This is a genomic window from Bradyrhizobium sp. STM 3561, assembly GCF_045571455.1.
GTDB lineage: Bacteria > Pseudomonadota > Alphaproteobacteria > Rhizobiales > Xanthobacteraceae > Bradyrhizobium > Bradyrhizobium vignae.
The window spans coordinates 534,516-552,821 of sequence record NZ_CP120695.1; the positions used below are offsets into that span (position 1 = coordinate 534,516).

Here is an 18,306-nt window from a genome sequence, read left to right on the forward strand (position 1 = left end):
TTATCTTCGCGGCGGCGGGCAGGGCGAGTAGAACGCGCCGTTGGTCGCATTGATGCGTTCGACGCATTGATTTGGATCAGTGATCGTTCCAGCCACGGTGAAGTCATAGCCCATGCCCTTGACGACGACGATGTAGCGGCCCGGCGCAAGCGCAAAACCGTCTTGCTCCGGCTGCAGCAATAGCATTCTCGACTGATCTTCGATCGGACCTACCTTGTAGGGGTAGGACATGCTGCGGATGACCCAGGAATCGCCGGCGCTGACCATGGCGGCTTTCCCGGTGGCATCGACGCCCATGGCCCGGGAGACCTTCGCGACCACCCGAACTTCGGTCCCGCTTGCATCGACACCTCCGTCGGGCCTGAACACGATGAACTTGACGTCGCCGTCCGGCAATGTGGTCACGCTCGGCGTGTTGATGGCGGCGGAGATCGCGACGCGCCGGTCCGGGATTTTTCCAGGAACCGGCTTGAGTTCATGGAGCTGGCCCTCGCTCAAGGCGTAGACGCCGAACGTCGTCGGCAAAGGCATCGAGGGTTGCGCAGCTGGCGCCGGATCCTTTGTGCTCTCCGCCGTTCGTTCCATGGTCTCGCCTGCCGAGCGAGTCGGGATCGCGGTCGGCTGAGGCTCCGGACTTTTCGGCGCACGCTCGGACAGCGGCGCCACCTGCGACGATGCGGTCAGTTGTGTCTTCAGCCGTGGCCAATAGATGGCCGCGGTCCCGGCGCCCGCGATGAGCAGGAGGATGGGGCTCAATCGAACCAGAGAATTGAAGGCGCCGCTCCGTTTGGCTCGGTCGGGCGATCGTGGCGGTGCGGCAGGATGGCGCGGCGTCTCGGCAGCCGTTGGAATGGCCGCTGAAGCCGAGGCAGCCGGTGCCGGAACAGAGACGCTGACCGGCGTCGCGGGGGCGGCCTTTGGCGGTGGGGATGTTCCGCTTCGTTCAAAGGTCCGCTCGACCTCCCGAATGGCGCGCTCGAGGACTTGCTGGAGCTCTCGCGCTTCCCGCGCATCGGTGTGGGTGAATTGTTCCAGGAGCTTGATCCGGGCCAGCTCGTACACGACATCCCGCATCTGCCTGGGATCGTCGGAGATTTCGCGGATCCGCTCCGTCAGCAGGCGGACCAGTCCGGCCTGGATCTCTTGCGCCTGCGAGGCGCTGGCTGCTGTGTCGCCGGGCTCCGTCATCAAGGCCGATCAACTAGCCCGGATGGTGCTGTTTCGCTAGGGCTTTTCACCTTCGGATCCCACCGGCCGCGATGAATCGCCTTGATGATCCGACCTGCAAGGGTCCGACGCGATCGTCTCTAAGAGCTTGCTTTTGGTTAGAAACCTGTGACATTTCGCCTAGCTCCTTCTTCCAGTGTGTGATCATGCGCGGCATTTTGACAGCAATCATGTTCTTGGCCTTCCTGGTTCAGTCTGCTTCTGCGCAAGGGGTCAAGGATCAGGCCAACACCACCAGCTCCAGCATCGTGACGACGCCCGAGAAGAAGAAGCAGACCACCCAGGCTGCCTCGCGGCCTACCGCTGTCCGGAATGTGACGGGGAGCCTTCCTGCCGGGCGGGCGGCCCAAGGGGTCTGGAGGGATGGCAAGCTGATCGCTGTGCCTCGGTGAGGTCACCCGTGCCTCGCTGAGATCACCCGTGCCTCGCTGAGGTCACGCAATGAACCGTGATGCCGCCGTGAAGGAACGCTGTTCGCCTCCCTGACGTTCTTGCTCGGGAGATCCCGCATGAAACGACTAGTCTTGATCACACTCGCGCTTGTCGGGCCTGCTGCCGGCGCCTGGGCCCAGGGCGTCAATGACCCCTCGACGCCCAATCGCAACGTGATCATCGTCAACCCGTCGCAGCCCTCGCCCCCTAACGCGACGCCGAATATCCCGAGCCGGATCGAGCCGCCCGTGACGAGGGGCGGATACGCCCGGCCCTATCACGGGAATAGAACCCGGGGCAGCGGCTCGAGCCCCCGTTAGTCGCGCTGAACACCAGGATGCAGGGCGGGCTATTGCGGATTGACCTCGACCTCCACTGTCGATGTCCCTGCAACGTTACGGTTCTTGCCCGAGATCAGCAGTGTGAACTTGTCGCTGCCGCGCGTTTCGTTTTCCGCCGAATAGCGGAAGCCCGATCCGAGCACCGCCAATTGTCCCCGTGATGGCCCGCTCACGACCGATACCTTGAAGATCTGCATGTACGACCAACGCAGGCCCTGGATGCAGTCCGCCCCAGGGGCGATCGACATCGTCCATTTCACCGTATCGTGCGACAAGGCGAACGGCGTGCGTTCCTTGATGCAGAGGGGACTGGCGTGCGCCGCGAGGCTAGGCACGGCGGACGCCGCAACGGCAACACCCAACAGCAATACTGGCCTTGCACGCATTCTCGGTAACTCCAGGAGCGGATGCCGAAGTTAGCAGCAATGACCTAATGCGGTCTTAGAACGACGGTCTTAGAACGGAGCTGTTCGCCCTTAGGCCGATCATACGACGTGGATCTCGGGTGCGCCAATCCATCCGGTCGGCCTTTCCCAGACCATGCCATCCTAGCCCTGTTTTGCCCGACGGATCAAATCGAATTTCGGGAAATACGTAACTCATTGATTCGACTGGTGTCCGCTACTGTGCATGGGGTTGTTTTTCGCTTTTTGATGGGACGGCGCCCAGCGCTCTTAAAATATTGCAATTGGCGCCCTCATGAGCTGAAGTTGCGGCGGCCTCGCGGCCGCTCGGCCCATTTGGGAGTCATCGGAGTGCGATCCACTCGCCGCAAGTCCGTATCAGATCGCTGGATGCTGGGGCGCGCGCCGGTCAAGGCGACCGTGGCCGCCGCTGTCGGATTGGTCCTCCATGCCTGTCCGCTTTCATGCCTTGCTCAGACCGAGCGGGAGCCGTCGGTCAACGACTATCTTCCACCAAGCGAGCCGGAAGTCTCGCGCCACGAATGGCGGCAGCGGATCGAGGAGGCGCGGCGGCGGGCCAAGGAGGTCTCGCGCGAGCGGCGGGAGCATCCGGAGCTCTACAAGCCGATTCCGGAAGATCCGGATCTTGTCGCGACCGAACGTCTCCTCCGCGACGACAGCCTGCAGCGAGGCGACATCGTCGCGACCAAGAAGGGCATGTTCGTCTATCAGGGCCGTTCCGACCAGCCGCGCCGGGATCAGGACTTCGTGCCCGTTCACCCGAAATCGGCGCGCTGAGCTAGTACCGCCGCAAGATCTCGTTGAATTTGGGATCGGTCACTTCTGTGGTCTCGAGCAGCAGCGACTTGCCTTGCGGAGTTGCCTGCACATAGGCCGCGATCAGCAGGGGCTCGTAACGCGAGCGATTGGCCAGCGCCGACCGGATGTCGGATTGCGCCAGCAGCCTGACCTCTTCGTCGGTTGCAGCTGCGCCCGAGGTTACGGTCTGGACACGAGAGAAGGCAACGTCGATCGGCACAGCCCCGGTCAGGTAGGACATCTTCACGGCGGGCGTGACCGCCGCGCCGGCCTGCGCCTGCAGCGTGCCGAGCGTGAGCCACAGCGCGGGTCGGATCGGTGAGACTTTCAAGGCAGCGATGATCGCGGCTTGGACCGTCTTGTTCTCGCTGGCCCTTCCGCCTGCGTCGATCGACGGAAAGTGAAGAATGCCAGCCGCCATCGCTGCCGCGTAATTCGCCAGCAGATCGCCATCCCATGAGAAAGATGCCAGGCCGCCGGCGGCTGCCAGCTTCTCCTTGTCGGGCGGGATCTCGCCCGAGAACAAGTCGCTGGCGCGAAAGCTCGGTCGGATCAGATCGCCATAGAACGTCATGCAGGCATGAAGCGCCAGCACGATGGCGGTGCAGATGCCGATGACGCGAAGCAGGTTGATGCGGTTCATGGAGGAGTTGACGGGGCCGAGGTTCGGCCAGACCATTAAATTGCGAGCAGACTATCGCCTTGGATCGTTAGCAGCGTCAAGTTTCCGGTCGCGTAGGCGCCGGTGTCGATGTTGATGCGGTTCGGACGGATATCGGGCGCGCTGACCGGCGTATGACCGTGAACGATATATTTGCCGAAGCGCTCCTCCGAGTTCAGGAATTCCTCGCGGATCCAGAGCAGATCCTCATCCTTCTGGCGATCGAGCGCGACGCCCGGCTTGACGCCGGCATGGACGAAGAAGAAGTCGCCGCAGGTAAAGGACGAAGGCAGTTGCTGGAGGAAGGCCAAGTGCTCCGGCGGCAGCGCGCGTTTCAGTCCCTCGATCAGCTCGACCTGCTGCTCCGCGGACGGATTCATGGTCGGCGTGATGCCGTAGGAGACCAGCGTCAAGAGGCCGCCATAGTGGCGCCACTCCTGCAGGCGGGCGGGGTCCTTGAGCACCTCGAGCAGGAAGACCTCGTGGTTGCCCTTCAGACAAACCGTCTCGTGCGATTTCGAGCGTTCGATCAAGAGATCAAGAACAGCGCGTGAGTCCGGGCCGCGGTCGACATAGTCGCCGAGGAAGACCTGAATGGCGCGTTCGGGCGCCGAGCGGGCGAGATCGACGTCGATCACGGTTAACAGCGATTGAAGCAAATCGGCGCGGCCATGCACGTCGCCGATCGCATAGACGCGAACGCCGTCGGGAAGCCGAGGCTTGGTCTTCTTGCGAAAGCGGCTGGAAAGGCCCATCAGGTCGGTCGAATCGCTTCTAGCGCCACGAGCAGAACGTCGTGCCCGCTCTTAGCAGAACAAGTCACGCATCGGTATTCTTAATTGTCTCTGACCAACGGGCCCGCATTTTGATTCAAGCATTGCGCGGCCTTTGAGCCGTATTTCAAGACGTCTCGCGTAGCGTCTCCCCAACAAGAACGGGGAGCGCGACATGCGCAAAGTTGTAAAGTTCCTGGCGGCTGCCGCCGCCATCGTTGTTGCCGTGGGGGTGCAGCGGAGCGCGGAGGCCGCCTTTGTCGGTGCGCCCATGGGGCTGCGCGGTGCCATCCAGTACATCAAGTTCGACCAGCCGACGCTGGCGCCGATGGCGTTCACAATCTTCTGCCTGAAGTACAAGGACGAGTGCAAGCCGCGGCCGCAGCAGATCGTCTTCCGGGGCGGACGCCTGAAGCTCACGGCCGAGCGCATGGCGCAGATGCAAGAGGTCAACCAGCGGGTCAATGCTACGATCCGTCCCGAGCCCAACCTGGAAGGGCTGCGCGGCGAGAAGTGGCTGCTGCATCCGGCGAGCGGCGATTGCAACGACTATGCTGTGACAAAACGCCACGATTTGATCGCCAAGGGCTTTCCGGCCCGATCGGTGCTGCTGAGCGAAGTCGTGACCACCTGGGGCGAGCATCATCTCGTGGTCGTGGTGCGCACCTTCTCCGGCGATCTCGTGCTGGACAATCTTTCCGGCCACATCATGCCCTGGTCGAAGAAGCCATATCGCTGGGTCCGCATCCAGTCGCCCAAGAACCCGAACTACTGGGCCTCGCTCGGCGATCGCGCGGTCTGATCACCCGCGCTCTATCGTGATGAGGATTGGCTGACGCTCTGCGAGAGTCCCAATCCCACGATCACCGAAAGACACAGGATTGCTGCCGGGTGCAGCAATCCGGGCCCATCGAAGCTCTGGACGAGCGCGAAGAGAACACAAGCGGCGGCTGCCGCCGGAAAGAACGAGTCGCGTCCGCGCTGCAGGGCACCGAAGAACAGGCGGACCAAGGCGATCAGGCTCACTGCGATCATGGCAGCGAGGCCGATCCATCCCGTCCCCGCAAAGACGGAAGTGGCCGCCGAGGGTGCGGTCAAAACCGCGCCGGCATCGCTCTGATAGATCCTGCCCATCGCAGCAAAGGTCCCGGCGCCGGCGCCGAGCCAGCGTGTATCGGCCAGCATGCGCTCGAGGGCGGCCTTGGTCTCGGTCCCCATCTCCGGGACGAGCCGCAGGAGGATCGGTCCGGAGCTCTTCTCGAACAGGAAGGTCAGCACGATCGATGCGCCGATCAGGGCTGCCAGCGACAATGCGCTCGCGGCCAATGGCGACAGGTCCAGCCTGCGGATGACGAGGATCAGCAGGATCACCACGACGCCAAAGGCCGCTGCAATCGCGCTGTTCGTGCCTGAAAACCCCAAGATCGCGGCGGCGCTGACCAAGGCCCCGACGAGACCGCAGAGACCGATCGCGACCGAGCGAAGCAGCGAGTGATGGGTCTCCGCCCGTTCAGCCGCGAGCTGCATGACCGCCAGATTGAGCATGAAGCCGAGGCCGGCCAGGGTCGTCGTGAGGTCATGGGGCGCGGCTCCGGCAAGCGCCGGCGAGACCCGATGCAGGTCCAACATCAAGGCGGAGACTGCGGTTAGTCCGCTCAGCACGAACAGGACCAGCTCGGCACGGCCGCGGTTACGGACCACCAGGATCGCGACGCTGAGCAACGAGACCGCAGCAAGCGCCAGCAGCAGCGCGTTCACCGTCAGGCCGATATCGGCCGTGATCGGCCCGAGCGACAGGCCGCCGAGCACGTCGTGAGCGCTGGCCCAGATGGGGTGCGCAAAGCTCAGCGGAAGCGGGGCGAGCTGGCCCGCGATGCACAGCGGAACGGCGAGCAGAATCCAGCGGCCCCAGGACGTCGCGCGGACGTAGTGCTCGTAATCGGCCTTTCGCGTGCTCATGGCGGCGGCCAGCAAGCTTAGAGCTGCGGCCATCGTCCCCAGCTGTACACCGATTTTGGCGCCGGCGATTTCGAGAGCGGAAGCGGAAACGATGGAAACGATGAGGGCAAAATAAGCGAGGGACAAACGGCGCTCGATGCGGAATCCTGAAACGGTCAGGTCACCATACAAGCGAGCGATGGGTTTTCAAGCGAAGGTCTGCCCAGGCGAACAGCTCGGCTCCAGCCATTCGCGCGCGAAAGCTTCAGCGCGGCGTCATCAGCGCAGAGTTTTGATGGGTCGGGGGAGCACGCGGCCGGCGCGCGCAGCAGCTAGGCCAAAGCGTGCGCCTGACCCGAAGAGATAGCCGCCCTGCAGGGAGATGGCTGCGAACACCACGCTTTTGAGGCTCTCGAGCGCCGTGAGATCGGCCAGCAGGCCGACCGGGACGGCCGCGAGCACCATGACGAAGGTCAACGGCAGCAGCACCAGGACCCGAAAGCGTTGGCCCAGCACCGCACCCATCAAAAAGCTGAAAATCAAAAACGCGGTCATCCGAAACACTCTCCGTGCTCCGGACCCTAGGTTTCCCACCCTAAAAAGACCCTTAAGTTGTATGGCTAAATTTGGCCTATTGGCTGCAATTTGCTTTCAGCGAATTGTACGCCTCCCGCAGCCCGTTCAGGGCTACCGTACCCTTGATCTCGCTGTCGCTCTCCCTCACCACCACGGACAGCGAGGGCGTCGTCTGCCACTTGCCGGCGGCAAAGGCGGAGACCTCGTCGGGCAGCAGCACGGCAGCGCCTGCGGCCGCCATGCTGGCTTCGAACGTCAGCGTGCCGCCGCCGCTCGCGGCGATCGTGACCTTGGGGTGGCTGCGGGGCGGGAAGGGCCGGATCAAGGCCACCAGCACGTCGATCTTGCCCTTCGGTGCGCAGCGGACGATCAGGCCCGCGAAGTCCGGGTCGGATTGGGTCGTGTCCGCCGTCTTCATGATCGCGGCGAAGCTCTCGCCATCCTTGGTGCCTTGGGTGCGGGTGAACTTCCAAACGGAGGAGGGGGACGGGGTGGCCACGGCAATGATGGGTGCACCCTGGCAGGACGATCGCGCGCTGCTGGCGCAGGGATCGGCCCGTTCCAAGGGGCGGTCCGCGCTGCCAAGGAGCGAACCTGCCAACAGCGGGATCAGAAGAAGACCAGACACGGCGGACTCCTACTCTTACGGACCCAGCCATAGCAGACGGACGCGAGCCCAAGAAGCCGCGCACTCGACACATCGAGTCCCTGACTGGGGCGGATTGCCCGCCAACCGGGCACACGAAATACAACAAATGGTCACAAAGGGTTAAACTAGGCCCCAAACAGTGGCCCGCACGCAACAGTAGCCAACGGATCGCTCCGTTAACCACCGGGAACACTTGTCGCACCCACCCGCTAGGCCGTACCAATTTACGTCAATTGGGGACCCTCGGGCGCGATTCATGTCATCTATTGCCAAGAACTATGTGTTGAAGCCTGCGTTTCTGGCCGCCGCTCTGGCGCTCGGGGCCTGCTCGACCAATCCCGGCTCGGGACCGCTGACGGACGACGTCAACAACAAGATCCAGACCGAAAACGCGCCGGCCTACGAGCTGGTGCCGCTCAATCCGGCGACCGTGAAGATCCTGCACACCCATGAGCCCAAGGGGCTCGCCGGCGTGTTCACCGACCGCCGTCCGCCGGCCAGCATCGTGTTCGGCATCGGCGACGTCGTCAGCGTCACCATCTTCGAAGCTGCGGCAGGCGGTCTGTTCATCCCGGCGGAAGCCGGCGTCCGTCCGGGTAACTATGTGACGATCCCGGATCAGTCGGTCGACAACGACGGCTTCATCACCGTGCCCTATGCCGGCCAGATCAAGGCTGCGGGCCGCACGGCGGTGGAGATCCAGCGCGCGATCATCGAGAAGATCGGCAACCGCGCGATCGAGCCGCAGGCGGTCGTGGCGATGTCTTCGCAGCGGACCCAGCTCATCAGCGTGCTCGGCGAAGTCAACTCGCCGGCGCGTTATCCGGCGAGCGCGGCGGGTGCCAAGGATCGCGTGCTCGACGCGATCACCCGCGCCGGCGGCATCAAGGGCCAGGGCTTCGAGACCTGGGTCATGCTGGAGCGTGGCGGACGTCGGGCCACGGTGCCGTTCGAAAATCTCGTGATGGCGCCTGAGAACAACGTCTATGTGCGCCCGGACGACAGTATCTACGTCTATCGCGAGCAGCAGAAGTTCCTGGCGTTCGGCGCCAGCGGCCAGAGCGGCGAGTTCAACTTCGATGCTTGGCGCATCAATCTCGGCGAAGCCGTCGGCAAGGCCGGTGGTCTCCTCGATGGTCAGGCCGATCCTGCCGCGGTGTATCTCTATCGCCGCGAGCCGCGCGATGTTGCGGCCCAGCTCGGCATCGACGTGAGCAAGTACACCTCGGAGACGATCCCGGTCATCTTCAACGTGAACTTCCGCGATCCCGGCGGCTTCTTCCTCGCCACCAAGGTCATGATGAAGAACGGCGATATCATCTACGTCTCGAACTCGCGCAACGTCGAAGTTGCCAAGTTCCTGAACTACCTGCGTGTGATCATGGCGACCGGCAGCGATGCCGTGAACCTCGCCAACGACACGCTGATCTTCCGCAACAACGTCAAGCTGGCGCCGTAAGACGCCGACTTGACCGACCAAAGACGATGGCACCGGGGCTTTGTCCCGGTGCCATTTTCGTTTAGCGATCCAATCGGTATTGTCGCCGGCCGGCGGGCAGGTTCGGATCTAGGCGTCACCGAGTAGGACGCGCCCGCTACTGGTCTCCGCACTGCTGCAAGGCCCTTCATGCGCTCTCGAAGATTTTGCCGTCTTCTGGCTCTCGTCCCGCTTGCCTTCGCCCTGGTGCCGCTCGGGCCGGTGCTCGGCGCTGCCGCAGAGATGGGCGTTCGCCATCGCATCGATGTCATGGTTTCCGCCGAGCCCGATGCGCCCGTCCTGTCGCGCCTCAAGGGCGCCAGGGGCGAGCTCTCCTTCATCGTCCGCCTCTCGGCGAACTCCAACCAAAGTAAGTTCTTCGGCATGCTGCGCCCGTCCTTCCCCGCCGTCGTCGTGCCCGATGGCCCTGGCAAGCCGCTGGTCCAGCAGACCAAGCTCTGGGAGGAGGATGTCTGCCATCAGCGCCGCGGCCTGCCGAAGGTCACGGTGACCCAGCTCGGCGGGCATTTTGCCGAAGGCGAGGAGCGGATCGAGATTTCCGCCATCAACCGGCACATCGGCGTCCTCGTCCCGCCCGACGAATTAACCCCCGGAATAAAACTCGATCAGGGGAGTGATAGCTTTGGACTATTCTACGCGTTCCGGGCGCAGAGCCGGAACAGCCGCCTTAACGTCGATCTGAAGATCTATCCGATCGATTGCTTCCTCTAGCTTCAAGCAAAGCTCGCGCGAAGAAAGCTCGCTCCAGAACGACGATGCGCCTTTGGCTTCCAACCATAACCTGGTCCAACTTTCGCTGGTCGTGGAGCCTTCCGGCTGCCTTCATCCTGTTCTTCGTGGCCGCCGCCGCGCCGTTTCCGTTCGGCTCGACCAATGATCTGTCGATCGCGTTCTGGTGCCTGTGTCTCGGCCTCGGGGTGATGTTCGCGCCCACGCGCGATCTGCGCCCGCCGCATCTCTGGCTGCTCGCCGGCATCGGCGTGATCGTCGCCGGCTATGCCTTCGTGCTGCATGAGCAGCTTTCCGACCATCCCTGGGTCGCGCCGTTCCAGCCGATCTGGAAGCAAGCCTCGGATTTGCTCGGCGTGCCGATCGCCCCGTCGGCCGCGATCCTCAAGAACGAGGCGTTCTTTGCGCTCGGCGCGCCGCTTGCCAACATCCTTGCCATCGTGCTCGGCATCACCGTCGGCGCCGATCGGATGCGCGCGCGCCGCCTGCTCTGGGTGATCGCGATCTCGGGCGCGGCCTACGCCCTCTATGGCGTCGCCTCGTTCCTGATCGAGCCCACCATGATCCTGTGGCGGGACAAGACGGCGTATCTCGGCAGCGTCACCGGCACCTTCATCAACCGCAACACGGCGGCGGCCTATTTCGGCTCCTGCGCGGTGATCTGGATCCTGCTGATCCTGGAGGACGTACGCCGGCGCCTTCCTGAGCACCATATCGAGTGGCGGCGACTGTCGTTCGATCTGCGTGCGATCCCCCCAAGAGAGATTCTGCCGCAGCTTAGCTGCCTGTTGATCTGCCTGATGGCGATGTTCATGACGACCTCGCGCGCCGGCGTCGGCCTGTCGCTGCTCGCGATGATCGTGGCGACGTGCGTGTTCTTGAAACGCGACCTGCGGCCGCGCACCGGCATCTGGATCTCGCTCGGCTCTGGCGTCGCGGTGGCGCTTGGCCTGTTGCAGCTGCTCGGTGGCCGCGTCTCCAGCCGGTTCGACAGCCAAGGCCTCGCGGATGAAGGTCGAATGGAAGGCTGGAAATCGACCTTGCAGATCATCGCCGACAACCCCTGGTTCGGCACCGGCATGGGAAGCTTCCAGTGGGCTTTCCCACCCTACCGCAGCCCAAACATCTCGATTCGGGGCGTTTGGGACGCCGCGCACTCGACGCCGCTCGAGCTTGCCTCCGATGTCGGCATCCCCCTAGGGCTGCTGGTGGCGCTCGCCTGGATTGCGATGTTCGTGATCCTGACCCGCGGCGTGTTCGGACGCCGTCGCGACGTGATCATTCCCTTAGGCGCGGCGGCCACCGCGATGTTGTCGCTGCTGCATTCGTGCCTGGATTTCACGCTGCAGGTGCCGGGCTACAGCATTCCCTTCTTTGCGCTTTTCGGGGCGGGCCTGGCGCAGTCCTTCTCGAGGCGGGAGAGCCGTGTCATGACCGAGCCGGGCGGCACCAGGGGAAAGTCGAGGCCCCCGCAACCGCAGGCTCAGCGGCGCGCCGGCTGCCGGAGCTTAACAAAAGTCTCAAGATTTTAAGCAGTTGCGCCGTTTACGAAATCTTTAGAATAAATGGACAGTCCTTTCCACTTCGGATAGGTTCCTGCATTGCACAGCCATTTGCCCGGGCCGAGGAGCACATCGGGGCAGCTGATTTTCTGGAGGTTGATTTATGAACGTTATCAAGATTGCGCTTCGCATGGCTGCCGCCGCGGCCCTCGCCGCGATGATCTCGTCCGCTGCCAGCGCTGCCATTTACCCGCCGCAGCGCCAGCTGCCGGCCACTGTCATTTCCGAGTTCAAGGCGGCGCCGAACAGTCTGCTGCAGCAATATCCGACCGGTGGCCCGCAGCTGATCTCGCGCGTGCGCGACCTCGGCGCCTCCGATCCGACCACGCTTCCCGGCCTGATCGCGCTGCTCAAGGATCCCGCGACCACGAAGGACCAGATGCGCGCGATCGTCGCCGGTCTCGCCCAGGTCGCTCGCATGGCCGCGCAGCAGGATCAGGCCTATGGCAATGAGATCCAGACCGCGATCGCCGGCACCGGCAATCCCGACGTGATCGCCGCCTATCAGGCCGCGACCGGCGACGTCGCGATCGCGGCGACCGGTGGCGGCGCCGGCGGCGGTGGCACCGGCGCAGGCGGCCCGACGGGAACGAGTGGCTTCGCCAATGGGGGCGGCGGTGGCGGCTTTGTCCGGTTCGGCAACAACACGACCGGCAACAATGCGTCCAACATCGGCAGCGGCAGCGTCGGCGGCACAACCGTCAATCAGTCCACTAGCCCGCGCTGACCGGACCCGGCTCTCTCGGCCGGCTCATGACACCTCACGGCAGCGGCGCCAGCGGGCGCCGCTTTGCTTTTGCGCCGTTAAGCTTCCCGCAAAAAGTCGCGCAAACCGCGCGCTGCGTTGCGTAGCGCGCGTTCAATTGCAGGCAGGCCTGTGCTAGTGTTTGCGCGCAGGGCGGGTTTGGCATCCGGTTTGCTCCGGATAGCCATTAGCGCTTTTGGTCAGCATTGATCCCAAGACGACAGATCGATCCATTTTCAGGAAATTGCCAAATGCTGCAGGTGAATAAGCCGCCGTCGGAGATCAACCGCGAATTCCTCGAGGTCGATGCCTCGCTTTCGCGCTCGCTTACTCTCTACCTAGACATAATCCGCCGCCAATTCCCCACAATGGTCACCATCGTCTTGGCTTCTGTGATCCTGGCGTTGCTCTATCTGCTCACCGCAGCGCCTCAGTACAGTTCCACGGCGTCGATGGTGATCGACACTCGGAAGGTGCAGCCGTTCCAGCAGCAGTCGATGCTTACCGACCTCGCGATCGATTCCGCAACGGTGGAGACTCAGGTCGAAATCCTGAAATCGGAAAACATCAGCCTCGCCGTCATTCGTGAGCTCCGCCTGATCGGTGATCCCGAATTTTCCGGCAGTGGCGGCGGTCTGGCCGGCGCTGTCGTCACTTCAGTTGGCGGTCTATTTTCAGGACGCAGTGCGGCGTCCGAATTCGAGTTGACGCGAAGGGCCTTGCAACGCTTCGAAGCCAACAGGAGCATCAGACGCCTCGGCCAGACCTATGTCATGGAGATCGGCTTCACCTCCCACGACCCACAGAAATCCGCATCAATTGCCAATGCGATTGCGGACGCATACATCGTCGATCAGCTGGAATCAAAATACCAGGCGACACGCCGCGCCAGCGTCTGGCTGCAGGATCGGATCAAGGAGCTGCGCACGCAAGCTTCCGCTGCCCAAAGGGCGGTGGTCGATTTCAAGACCGCCAATAACATCGTCGATACGGGCAAGGGGCTGATGAACGAGCAGCAGCTTGCCGAAGTGAATAGTCAGGTGGTTTTGGCTCGCGCCGCTACGGCCGAAGCCAAGGCGCGGCTCGACCGCATCAATAATATTCTTAAACAGGAAATTCCGGACGCTTCCGTTGCCGATGCCCTAAAGAATGAGACGATTGTTAAGCTGCGTGGTCAATATGTCGACATGGCCTCGAAGGAGGCGATCTGGTCGGCGAAATACGGCTCGGATCACCTCGCGGCTATCAATCTTCGGCGGCAGATGGCCGAGATTAAGAAGAACGTCGCCGAAGAGCTGAAGCGGATTCAGGAGTCCTACAAGAGCGATTACGATATCGCAGTCACACGCGAGGAAAGCATCAGGTCGAGCCTCAACGCGGTCGTCTCGGAATCTCAGCTCACTAACCAAGCGCAGATACAACTGCGCGAACTTGAGAGCAACGCACAGTCCTACCAGGCAATGTACGACAATTTCCTGCAGCGCTACATGGAGTCGGTCCAGCAGCAGTCGTTTCCGATCACTGAGGCTCGGGTAATCAGCCCAGCGACCCCCTCGCTGGGGAAGAACTCTCCCAAAGCACTGATTGTCTTGGCGGCTGCTCTTATGGGCGGATTGCTGCTTAGCTTCGGCGCGGCAGCGGCACGCGAGATGACTGATAAGGTGTTCAGGACCACCGGCCAAGTCGAGGAGGTGCTGGGCGCGAACTGCATCGCGATCCTGCCGACGCTAGGTTCTGATGGAGCTTCGCCGGGGCTCTCCACCAATGTCTTAAAGCAGAAGGGCAACCCGCACCCGGAACTGTTGCGGTATGTAGTCAATAATCCCTTGTCCCGCTTCGCAGAAGCAGTACGCTCGCTGAAAGTAGCGGTGGACCTCAATTCGATCGTGCGCGAGAATCGCGTGCTCGCGGTGACATCGACGCTGCCAAACGAAGGCAAGAGCACGGTTTCAACTAACCTTGCGCAGCTGATCGCACATTCAGGCGCCCGGGTGATCCTGGTCGACACGGACCTACGCAACCCCTCGTTATCGCGCGAGCTGATGCCAAACGCGGAAATCGGCTTGGTAGAGGTGGCCGCGCAAAAGGCCAACCTCGAGGCTGCGCTGACCGTCGATCCCGAAACAAACCTGTCGATCCTACCGGCTGGTACCACCTCGAAGCTCATGCACACAAACGAGATCCTAGCCTCCAAGGCGATGCACGCTCTTATTACGCAGCTTCGGTCGAAATACGATTACGTGGTGCTCGACATGCCGCCGATGGCCCCCGTTGTCGATGTGCGTGTCACCTCTTCTTTCGTCGATTCCTACGTGTTTGTGGTCGAATGGGGCAAGACGAAGATCGACGTGATCAAGCACAATCTACGCACTGCGCCGGAAATTCAAGATAAGCTACTCGGCGTTATCCTGAATAAGGCGGACACCAAAGCGCTAGCACGTTACGAGTCCTATTATGGACGTTATTACTACCAGAAGTATTACGCCCGCTATGGTTACCTGGAGTAGTGTATTACCTGCACGGTTCGCGCTGCTGCGAGGAGCCGTAGTGCTTTTTGGTCTTCTCGGCGTGTATTGGGCGTCAATCCAACTGTCATCACTCAGGTCTGCAGCACCTGCTGCTGAGATGACAGCACGCATAATGGCCGATGAGCCGTTCAAGCGGGGCGTGTTAAGCGAAATACTGACACAAATGGAAATAGAACCGCAATGGGTTCAGCGCGCAGGCTTTGCGCGTGCGACGGCCCTCGTTTGTGTTCGCGTAGCCGAAGAAGCGCCGCAGCGGAAAAGCTCGCTTGAGACCGATCGGGAATTCGAGCACGCGGAGGCTAAAGTACGTCTGGCGCTTTCACAGAACCCTGCCGATTCCTTTCTTTGGCTGAACCTGTATTCAGTGCACAATGCTAGGTACGGCCTTGGTTCGCAAAGTTTGAGCTATCTCGCACAATCATATGTGACTGGTCCGCGTGAGGGTTGGATCGCTGTTCGCCGCAACAGACTTGGTCTTGCGGTTTTGGCAATGCTCAGCGCCAAGACGCAGGGGACCGCAATCAACGAATTCGCAAGTATGGTTAGCGCTGGGCTCATCGAGGAAGCTGCGAGTAACCTAACAAGTGTTGGCTGGAGTCATCGCGCCCGTCTGCTTGCAAGCCTACGCGACACCGATATCGTTGCACGATATAGCCTCTCTAAGGCCCTATATCGCGAGGGCATCAACGTGGCTATCCCTGGAGTTGATGCTGATCAACGACAATGGTTTCGCTAACCGTGAAATGGCTCCCGTGGACGGCTCACGCTAGACACAAGCCTAGGCGGAACGGCGCTCCTTGCGTCGTGATCGGCGGAACGAAGTAAAGTACGTTTTGCAAGGCATTGCTGTGGCAAACGCGGCGCAAAGGTGCTCGCTCGTCAAGACGCCAACCACAATGGGACTTGATGCCCAAGTGTAACTGCAACAACGTTGTGCCCTTGAATCGCAGATCACCCGACCCACCGCATTGACACCCAAAGCTTGGGATCCAAGGTAAGCGTCGTTCTCAGGCCACGGCTTTGAAGGCTTGAGCTCGGTAGGCCCAGGGCAGTAGCTGGTCGATGTCGCGGTTTGGATGCCCGTTGACGATCCTTGTCAGGACGTCGGTGAGATAGGCGAGCGGATCGACGTCGTTGATCTTGCAAGTCTCGACCAAGGTTGCGACGACGGCCCAATGTTCGGCGCCCCCGTCGGATCCGGCAAACAGCGCGTTCTTGCGACTGAGCTTGATGCCACGGATTGATCGTTCGACCGTATTGTTGTCGAGTTCGATGCGGCCATCATCGATGAAGCGCGTTAAGCCTTTCCAGCGCGAGAGGGCGTAGCGGATGGCCTCGGCAAGCTTGATCTTCTGGCTGATGAGAGCCAGCTTGCCGCGCAGCCATACTTCGAAGGCATCGGCCAGTGGTCGGCTCTTCTGCTGCCGCACGAGGCGACGTTCCTCCGCGCTGCGGCCGCGGATCTCCTTCTCGATCGCATAGAATGCGGCGATGTGCTTCAGCGCCTCGCTCGCGATCGGCGCGGGGCCGGCTGTCGCGAGTTCGTAGAAGTTGCGCCGCATGTGCACCCAGCAGAAGGCGAGCTCGACCTCGCCACGTTCGGCAAGCTTTGGGTAGGCGTTGTAGCCATCGACCTGCAGGACGCCTTTGAAGCCGGCAAGATGGCTGAACAGCCGCTCGGCCTTGCGGTCGGGTGCATAGACATAGGCGATGCCGGGAGGATCGAGGCCGCCCCAGGGCCTGTCGTCGGCAGCATAGGCCCAGAGCTGGCCGGTTTTGGTGCGCCCTCGACCGGGATCGAGCACCGGCACCGTCGTCTCGTCGGCGAACAGCTTGGACCTCGCGCGAAGCGCCGTGAGAAGGCGCTCATGCAGCGGGCGCAGGTGGAAGGCGGCATGCCCAACCCAGTCCGCCAGCGTCGATCGATCGAGAGCGATGCCCTGGCGGGCGTAAATCTGCGCCTGCCGGTAGAGCGGCAGATGATCGGCATATTTGGACACCAGAACCTGGGCGACGGTTGCCTCCGTCGGCAGTCCGCCCTCGATCAACCGGGCCGGAGCCTCGGCCTGCAGGACGCCATCTTCGCAAGAACGGCAGGCGTATTTGGGACGTCGGGTGACGACAACGCGGAACTGGGCCGGCACCATGTCCAGCCGCTCGCTCTTGTCTTCGCCGATCTGGTGCAGGTCGCCCTGGCAGCAGGGACAGGTCTTGGCGTCGAGGTCGACCACGACCTCGATCCGCGGCAGATGCGCCGGTAGTGCTCCGCGATTGTTGCGGCGCCTGCGTGCGCGCTCCGCCCGGCCTTCCGGAGCTGCCTCGTCTTGGCTGGCTTCCGTACAGGCCGCAACCTGTTGGACGTCCTCGAGACCGAGCAGCATCTGCTCCTCGGGAAGCGACTCTGCCTTCCGGCCAAAGCGATGACGCTGCAGCTCCTTGATGATCTGGCGCAGCCGCTCGCTCTCGTGCCGCTCGGCAAGCAGCATCGCCTTCAGCGTCTCGGGATCATCAGGAAGGTTATCGCTCACAGGCAAATCAGAGCATATTCGCGCCCGCCTGACGACGTGCTCGATGCCCCTGATTCACTTCGCCGCAGCGCGGCCCACAATTATCCCGCTTGCGTCGGAACGACTGTCTCCCGTGCCGCGTGGACACGCCGCCAATCGAGCCCTTCGAGCAGCGCCGACAATTCCGCCGCCGACAAACGCATCACGCCATCCTCGATCTTCGGCCAGCGGAAGACGCCTTCCTCGAGCCGCTTGGCGAACAGGCACAAACCCGTACCGTCCCAGAAGATCAGCTTGATCCGGTCCGCGCGCTTGGCACGGAACACATAAACAGCACCCGAGAACGGATCGGCCTTCATGTGCTCGCGCACCAACATAGCAAGCCCCTCCATTCCCTTGCGGAAGTCGACCGGCTTGGTTGCCACCATCACCCGGACAGTTCCGGACGGGCCGATCACCGGCTCGCCTTCAGCGCATGGACGATGGCCGCAATCATCGCCAAGTCCGCGCCTCGGCCGACCCGGATAGTGACGCCTTCGGCTTCGATCTCGATGCCCCCGACATCCGACTTGGCCTTGCGTCGCGCTGTCTTGCGCTCACGGCCAGCAACCGCGACTGGTGCCATGGCGTCTACCACCGCCGGTACAAACGGCGGATCGTCAGCCATCGACGTCGGCAACCGGCGTGCTTGCCGGCGCCAGGTGAACACTTGTTGTGGGGTCAGCCCGTGTCGCCGGGCAACCTCGGAAACGACCGCGCCTGGTAGCAGCGTCTCCTCGACGATCCGGGCCTTGTCGTCCTTCGAGAACCAACGACGGCGTCCCGTCTCCGTGATCACTTCCAGCCGGCGCGCCGTCACGTCCGACTTAAGCGTATGGTCAAGCATAGACACAAGCCGATCCCTTCAAAGAGATCGT

The 18,306-nt window shown here is 62.4% G+C and carries 20 protein-coding genes; 10 read left to right on the forward strand and 10 right to left on the reverse strand.

The genetic code is table 11. The features are described from left to right. On the reverse strand, positions 1-1,188 hold the full coding sequence (locus P6U28_RS02285; RefSeq protein ID WP_209294442.1) for a hypothetical protein: 1,188 nt from the start codon (positions 1,186-1,188) through the stop codon (positions 1-3). Positions 1,189-1,373: 185 nt separating this feature from the next. Here P6U28_RS02285 and P6U28_RS02290 point away from each other — a divergent pair, with 185 nt between their 5' ends. Together P6U28_RS02290 and P6U28_RS02295 are read left to right on the forward strand one after the other, a co-directional pair. Beyond that, positions 1,374-1,619 carry a hypothetical protein gene (locus tag P6U28_RS02290; RefSeq protein WP_122405045.1) on the forward strand — a complete coding sequence of 82 codons (246 nt, stop codon included), beginning with the start codon at positions 1,374-1,376 and terminating at the stop codon, positions 1,617-1,619. Positions 1,620-1,736: 117 nt separating this feature from the next. Beyond that, positions 1,737-1,979 (forward strand): hypothetical protein, encoded by a 243-nt coding sequence (locus P6U28_RS02295; protein ID WP_129145935.1) that lies wholly within the window; start codon positions 1,737-1,739, stop codon positions 1,977-1,979. A gap of 29 nt (positions 1,980-2,008) precedes the next feature. Here P6U28_RS02295 and P6U28_RS02300 read toward each other — a convergent pair whose 3' ends face one another. Next, on the reverse strand, positions 2,009-2,386 hold the full coding sequence (locus P6U28_RS02300) for a hypothetical protein (RefSeq protein WP_122405044.1): 378 nt from the start codon (positions 2,384-2,386) through the stop codon (positions 2,009-2,011). Positions 2,387-2,755: 369 nt separating this feature from the next. Here P6U28_RS02300 and P6U28_RS02305 point away from each other — a divergent pair, with 369 nt between their 5' ends. Next, positions 2,756-3,202 carry a hypothetical protein gene (locus P6U28_RS02305; protein WP_407121649.1) on the forward strand — a complete coding sequence of 149 codons (447 nt, stop codon included), beginning with the start codon at positions 2,756-2,758 and terminating at the stop codon, positions 3,200-3,202. Position 3,203: 1 nt separating this feature from the next. Here P6U28_RS02305 and P6U28_RS02310 read toward each other — a convergent pair whose 3' ends face one another. Both P6U28_RS02310 and P6U28_RS02315 read right to left on the reverse strand, forming a co-directional pair. Further along, positions 3,204-3,902: a hypothetical protein gene (locus tag P6U28_RS02310; protein WP_407121650.1), complete on the reverse strand. Its 699-nt coding sequence runs from the start codon at positions 3,900-3,902 to the stop codon at positions 3,204-3,206. Beyond that, positions 3,902-4,639: a metallophosphoesterase family protein gene (locus P6U28_RS02315; protein WP_122405042.1), complete on the reverse strand. Its 738-nt coding sequence runs from the start codon at positions 4,637-4,639 to the stop codon at positions 3,902-3,904. The genes P6U28_RS02310 and P6U28_RS02315 overlap by 1 nt, the downstream gene beginning before the upstream one ends. A 193-nt stretch (positions 4,640-4,832) precedes the next feature. Between P6U28_RS02315 and P6U28_RS02320 the strand changes: the two genes are divergently transcribed. After that, positions 4,833-5,459, forward strand: a complete 627-nt coding sequence (locus tag P6U28_RS02320; RefSeq protein WP_122405041.1) for a transglutaminase-like cysteine peptidase — start codon at positions 4,833-4,835, stop codon at positions 5,457-5,459. Between the two features lie 11 nt (positions 5,460-5,470). Here the strand turns inward: P6U28_RS02320 and P6U28_RS02325 are convergent, their stop codons facing one another. The 3 genes from P6U28_RS02325 to P6U28_RS02335 form a co-directional block, all read right to left on the reverse strand. Then, the gene (locus P6U28_RS02325) at positions 5,471-6,616 is read right to left on the reverse strand and encodes a hypothetical protein (protein ID WP_407121651.1); all 1,146 of its coding nucleotides are present in this window, start codon (positions 6,614-6,616) and stop codon (positions 5,471-5,473) included. Positions 6,617-6,874: 258 nt separating this feature from the next. Next, positions 6,875-7,150 carry a hypothetical protein gene (locus P6U28_RS02330; RefSeq protein WP_407121652.1) on the reverse strand — a complete coding sequence of 92 codons (276 nt, stop codon included), beginning with the start codon at positions 7,148-7,150 and terminating at the stop codon, positions 6,875-6,877. A 76-nt stretch (positions 7,151-7,226) separates the two neighbouring features. After that, on the reverse strand, positions 7,227-7,799 hold the full coding sequence (locus tag P6U28_RS02335) for a hypothetical protein (protein ID WP_407121653.1): 573 nt from the start codon (positions 7,797-7,799) through the stop codon (positions 7,227-7,229). Positions 7,800-8,076: 277 nt separating this feature from the next. Here P6U28_RS02335 and P6U28_RS02340 point away from each other — a divergent pair, with 277 nt between their 5' ends. The 6 genes from P6U28_RS02340 (at position 8,077) to P6U28_RS02365 (ending at position 15,618) form a co-directional block, all read left to right on the forward strand. Then, a complete protein-coding gene (locus P6U28_RS02340) occupies positions 8,077-9,279 on the forward strand; it encodes a polysaccharide biosynthesis/export family protein (protein ID WP_407121654.1) in 1,203 nt (400 codons plus the stop codon). A 168-nt stretch (positions 9,280-9,447) separates the two neighbouring features. After that, complete coding sequence (locus P6U28_RS02345; protein WP_407121655.1) at positions 9,448-10,029, forward strand: hypothetical protein; 582 nt, start codon at positions 9,448-9,450, stop codon at positions 10,027-10,029. A 44-nt stretch (positions 10,030-10,073) separates the two neighbouring features. Continuing rightward, positions 10,074-11,579 carry an O-antigen ligase family protein gene (locus P6U28_RS02350; RefSeq protein ID WP_407121656.1) on the forward strand — a complete coding sequence of 502 codons (1,506 nt, stop codon included), beginning with the start codon at positions 10,074-10,076 and terminating at the stop codon, positions 11,577-11,579. 133 nt (positions 11,580-11,712) lie between these two features. Beyond that, complete coding sequence (locus P6U28_RS02355) at positions 11,713-12,336, forward strand: hypothetical protein (protein ID WP_407121657.1); 624 nt, start codon at positions 11,713-11,715, stop codon at positions 12,334-12,336. A 269-nt stretch (positions 12,337-12,605) separates the two neighbouring features. Further along, entirely contained in the window at positions 12,606-14,861 is a 2,256-nt protein-coding gene (locus P6U28_RS02360; protein ID WP_407121658.1) for a polysaccharide biosynthesis tyrosine autokinase, read from the forward strand. A 133-nt stretch (positions 14,862-14,994) separates the two neighbouring features. Then, the gene (locus tag P6U28_RS02365) at positions 14,995-15,618 is read left to right on the forward strand and encodes a hypothetical protein (protein WP_407121659.1); all 624 of its coding nucleotides are present in this window, start codon (positions 14,995-14,997) and stop codon (positions 15,616-15,618) included. A 271-nt stretch (positions 15,619-15,889) separates the two neighbouring features. On the opposite strand, the gene tnpC is transcribed toward P6U28_RS02365, so the two are convergent. From tnpC to tnpA, 3 genes are all read right to left on the reverse strand, one after another. Then, the gene (tnpC, locus tag P6U28_RS02370; RefSeq protein ID WP_407123191.1) at positions 15,890-17,368 is read right to left on the reverse strand and encodes an IS66 family transposase; all 1,479 of its coding nucleotides are present in this window, start codon (positions 17,366-17,368) and stop codon (positions 15,890-15,892) included. Positions 17,369-17,490: 122 nt separating this feature from the next. Continuing rightward, complete coding sequence (tnpB, locus tag P6U28_RS02375; protein WP_063980520.1) at positions 17,491-17,847, reverse strand: IS66 family insertion sequence element accessory protein TnpB; 357 nt, start codon at positions 17,845-17,847, stop codon at positions 17,491-17,493. Beyond that, positions 17,844-18,275, reverse strand: coding sequence for an IS66-like element accessory protein TnpA (gene tnpA / locus P6U28_RS02380; RefSeq protein ID WP_407121660.1), 432 nt, complete (start codon positions 18,273-18,275; stop codon positions 17,844-17,846). The genes tnpB and tnpA overlap by 4 nt, the downstream gene beginning before the upstream one ends. Between the last annotated feature and the right edge of the window lie 31 nt (positions 18,276-18,306).

Coding starts and splice junctions, on each gene's coding strand:
- P6U28_RS02285 (WP_209294442.1), bottom strand. CDS start 1,188: ATGACGGAGCCCGGCGACACAGCAGCCAGCGCCTCGCAGGCGCAAGAG.
- P6U28_RS02290 (WP_122405045.1), top strand. CDS start 1,374: ATGCGCGGCATTTTGACAGCAATCATGTTCTTGGCCTTCCTGGTTCAG.
- P6U28_RS02295 (WP_129145935.1), top strand. CDS start 1,737: ATGAAACGACTAGTCTTGATCACACTCGCGCTTGTCGGGCCTGCTGCC.
- P6U28_RS02300 (WP_122405044.1), bottom strand. CDS start 2,386: ATGCGTGCAAGGCCAGTATTGCTGTTGGGTGTTGCCGTTGCGGCGTCC.
- P6U28_RS02310 (WP_407121650.1), bottom strand. CDS start 3,902: ATGGTCTGGCCGAACCTCGGCCCCGTCAACTCCTCCATGAACCGCATC.
- P6U28_RS02315 (WP_122405042.1), bottom strand. CDS start 4,639: ATGGGCCTTTCCAGCCGCTTTCGCAAGAAGACCAAGCCTCGGCTTCCC.
- P6U28_RS02320 (WP_122405041.1), top strand. CDS start 4,833: ATGCGCAAAGTTGTAAAGTTCCTGGCGGCTGCCGCCGCCATCGTTGTT.
- P6U28_RS02325 (WP_407121651.1), bottom strand. CDS start 6,616: ATGAGCACGCGAAAGGCCGATTACGAGCACTACGTCCGCGCGACGTCC.
- P6U28_RS02330 (WP_407121652.1), bottom strand. CDS start 7,150: ATGACCGCGTTTTTGATTTTCAGCTTTTTGATGGGTGCGGTGCTGGGC.
- P6U28_RS02340 (WP_407121654.1), top strand. CDS start 8,077: ATGTCATCTATTGCCAAGAACTATGTGTTGAAGCCTGCGTTTCTGGCC.
- P6U28_RS02345 (WP_407121655.1), top strand. CDS start 9,448: ATGCGCTCTCGAAGATTTTGCCGTCTTCTGGCTCTCGTCCCGCTTGCC.
- P6U28_RS02350 (WP_407121656.1), top strand. CDS start 10,074: ATGCGCCTTTGGCTTCCAACCATAACCTGGTCCAACTTTCGCTGGTCG.
- P6U28_RS02355 (WP_407121657.1), top strand. CDS start 11,713: ATGAACGTTATCAAGATTGCGCTTCGCATGGCTGCCGCCGCGGCCCTC.
- P6U28_RS02360 (WP_407121658.1), top strand. CDS start 12,606: ATGCTGCAGGTGAATAAGCCGCCGTCGGAGATCAACCGCGAATTCCTC.
- P6U28_RS02365 (WP_407121659.1), top strand. CDS start 14,995: ATGGCCGATGAGCCGTTCAAGCGGGGCGTGTTAAGCGAAATACTGACA.
- tnpC (WP_407123191.1), bottom strand. CDS start 17,368: ATGCTGCTTGCCGAGCGGCACGAGAGCGAGCGGCTGCGCCAGATCATC.
- tnpA (WP_407121660.1), bottom strand. CDS start 18,275: ATGCTTGACCATACGCTTAAGTCGGACGTGACGGCGCGCCGGCTGGAA.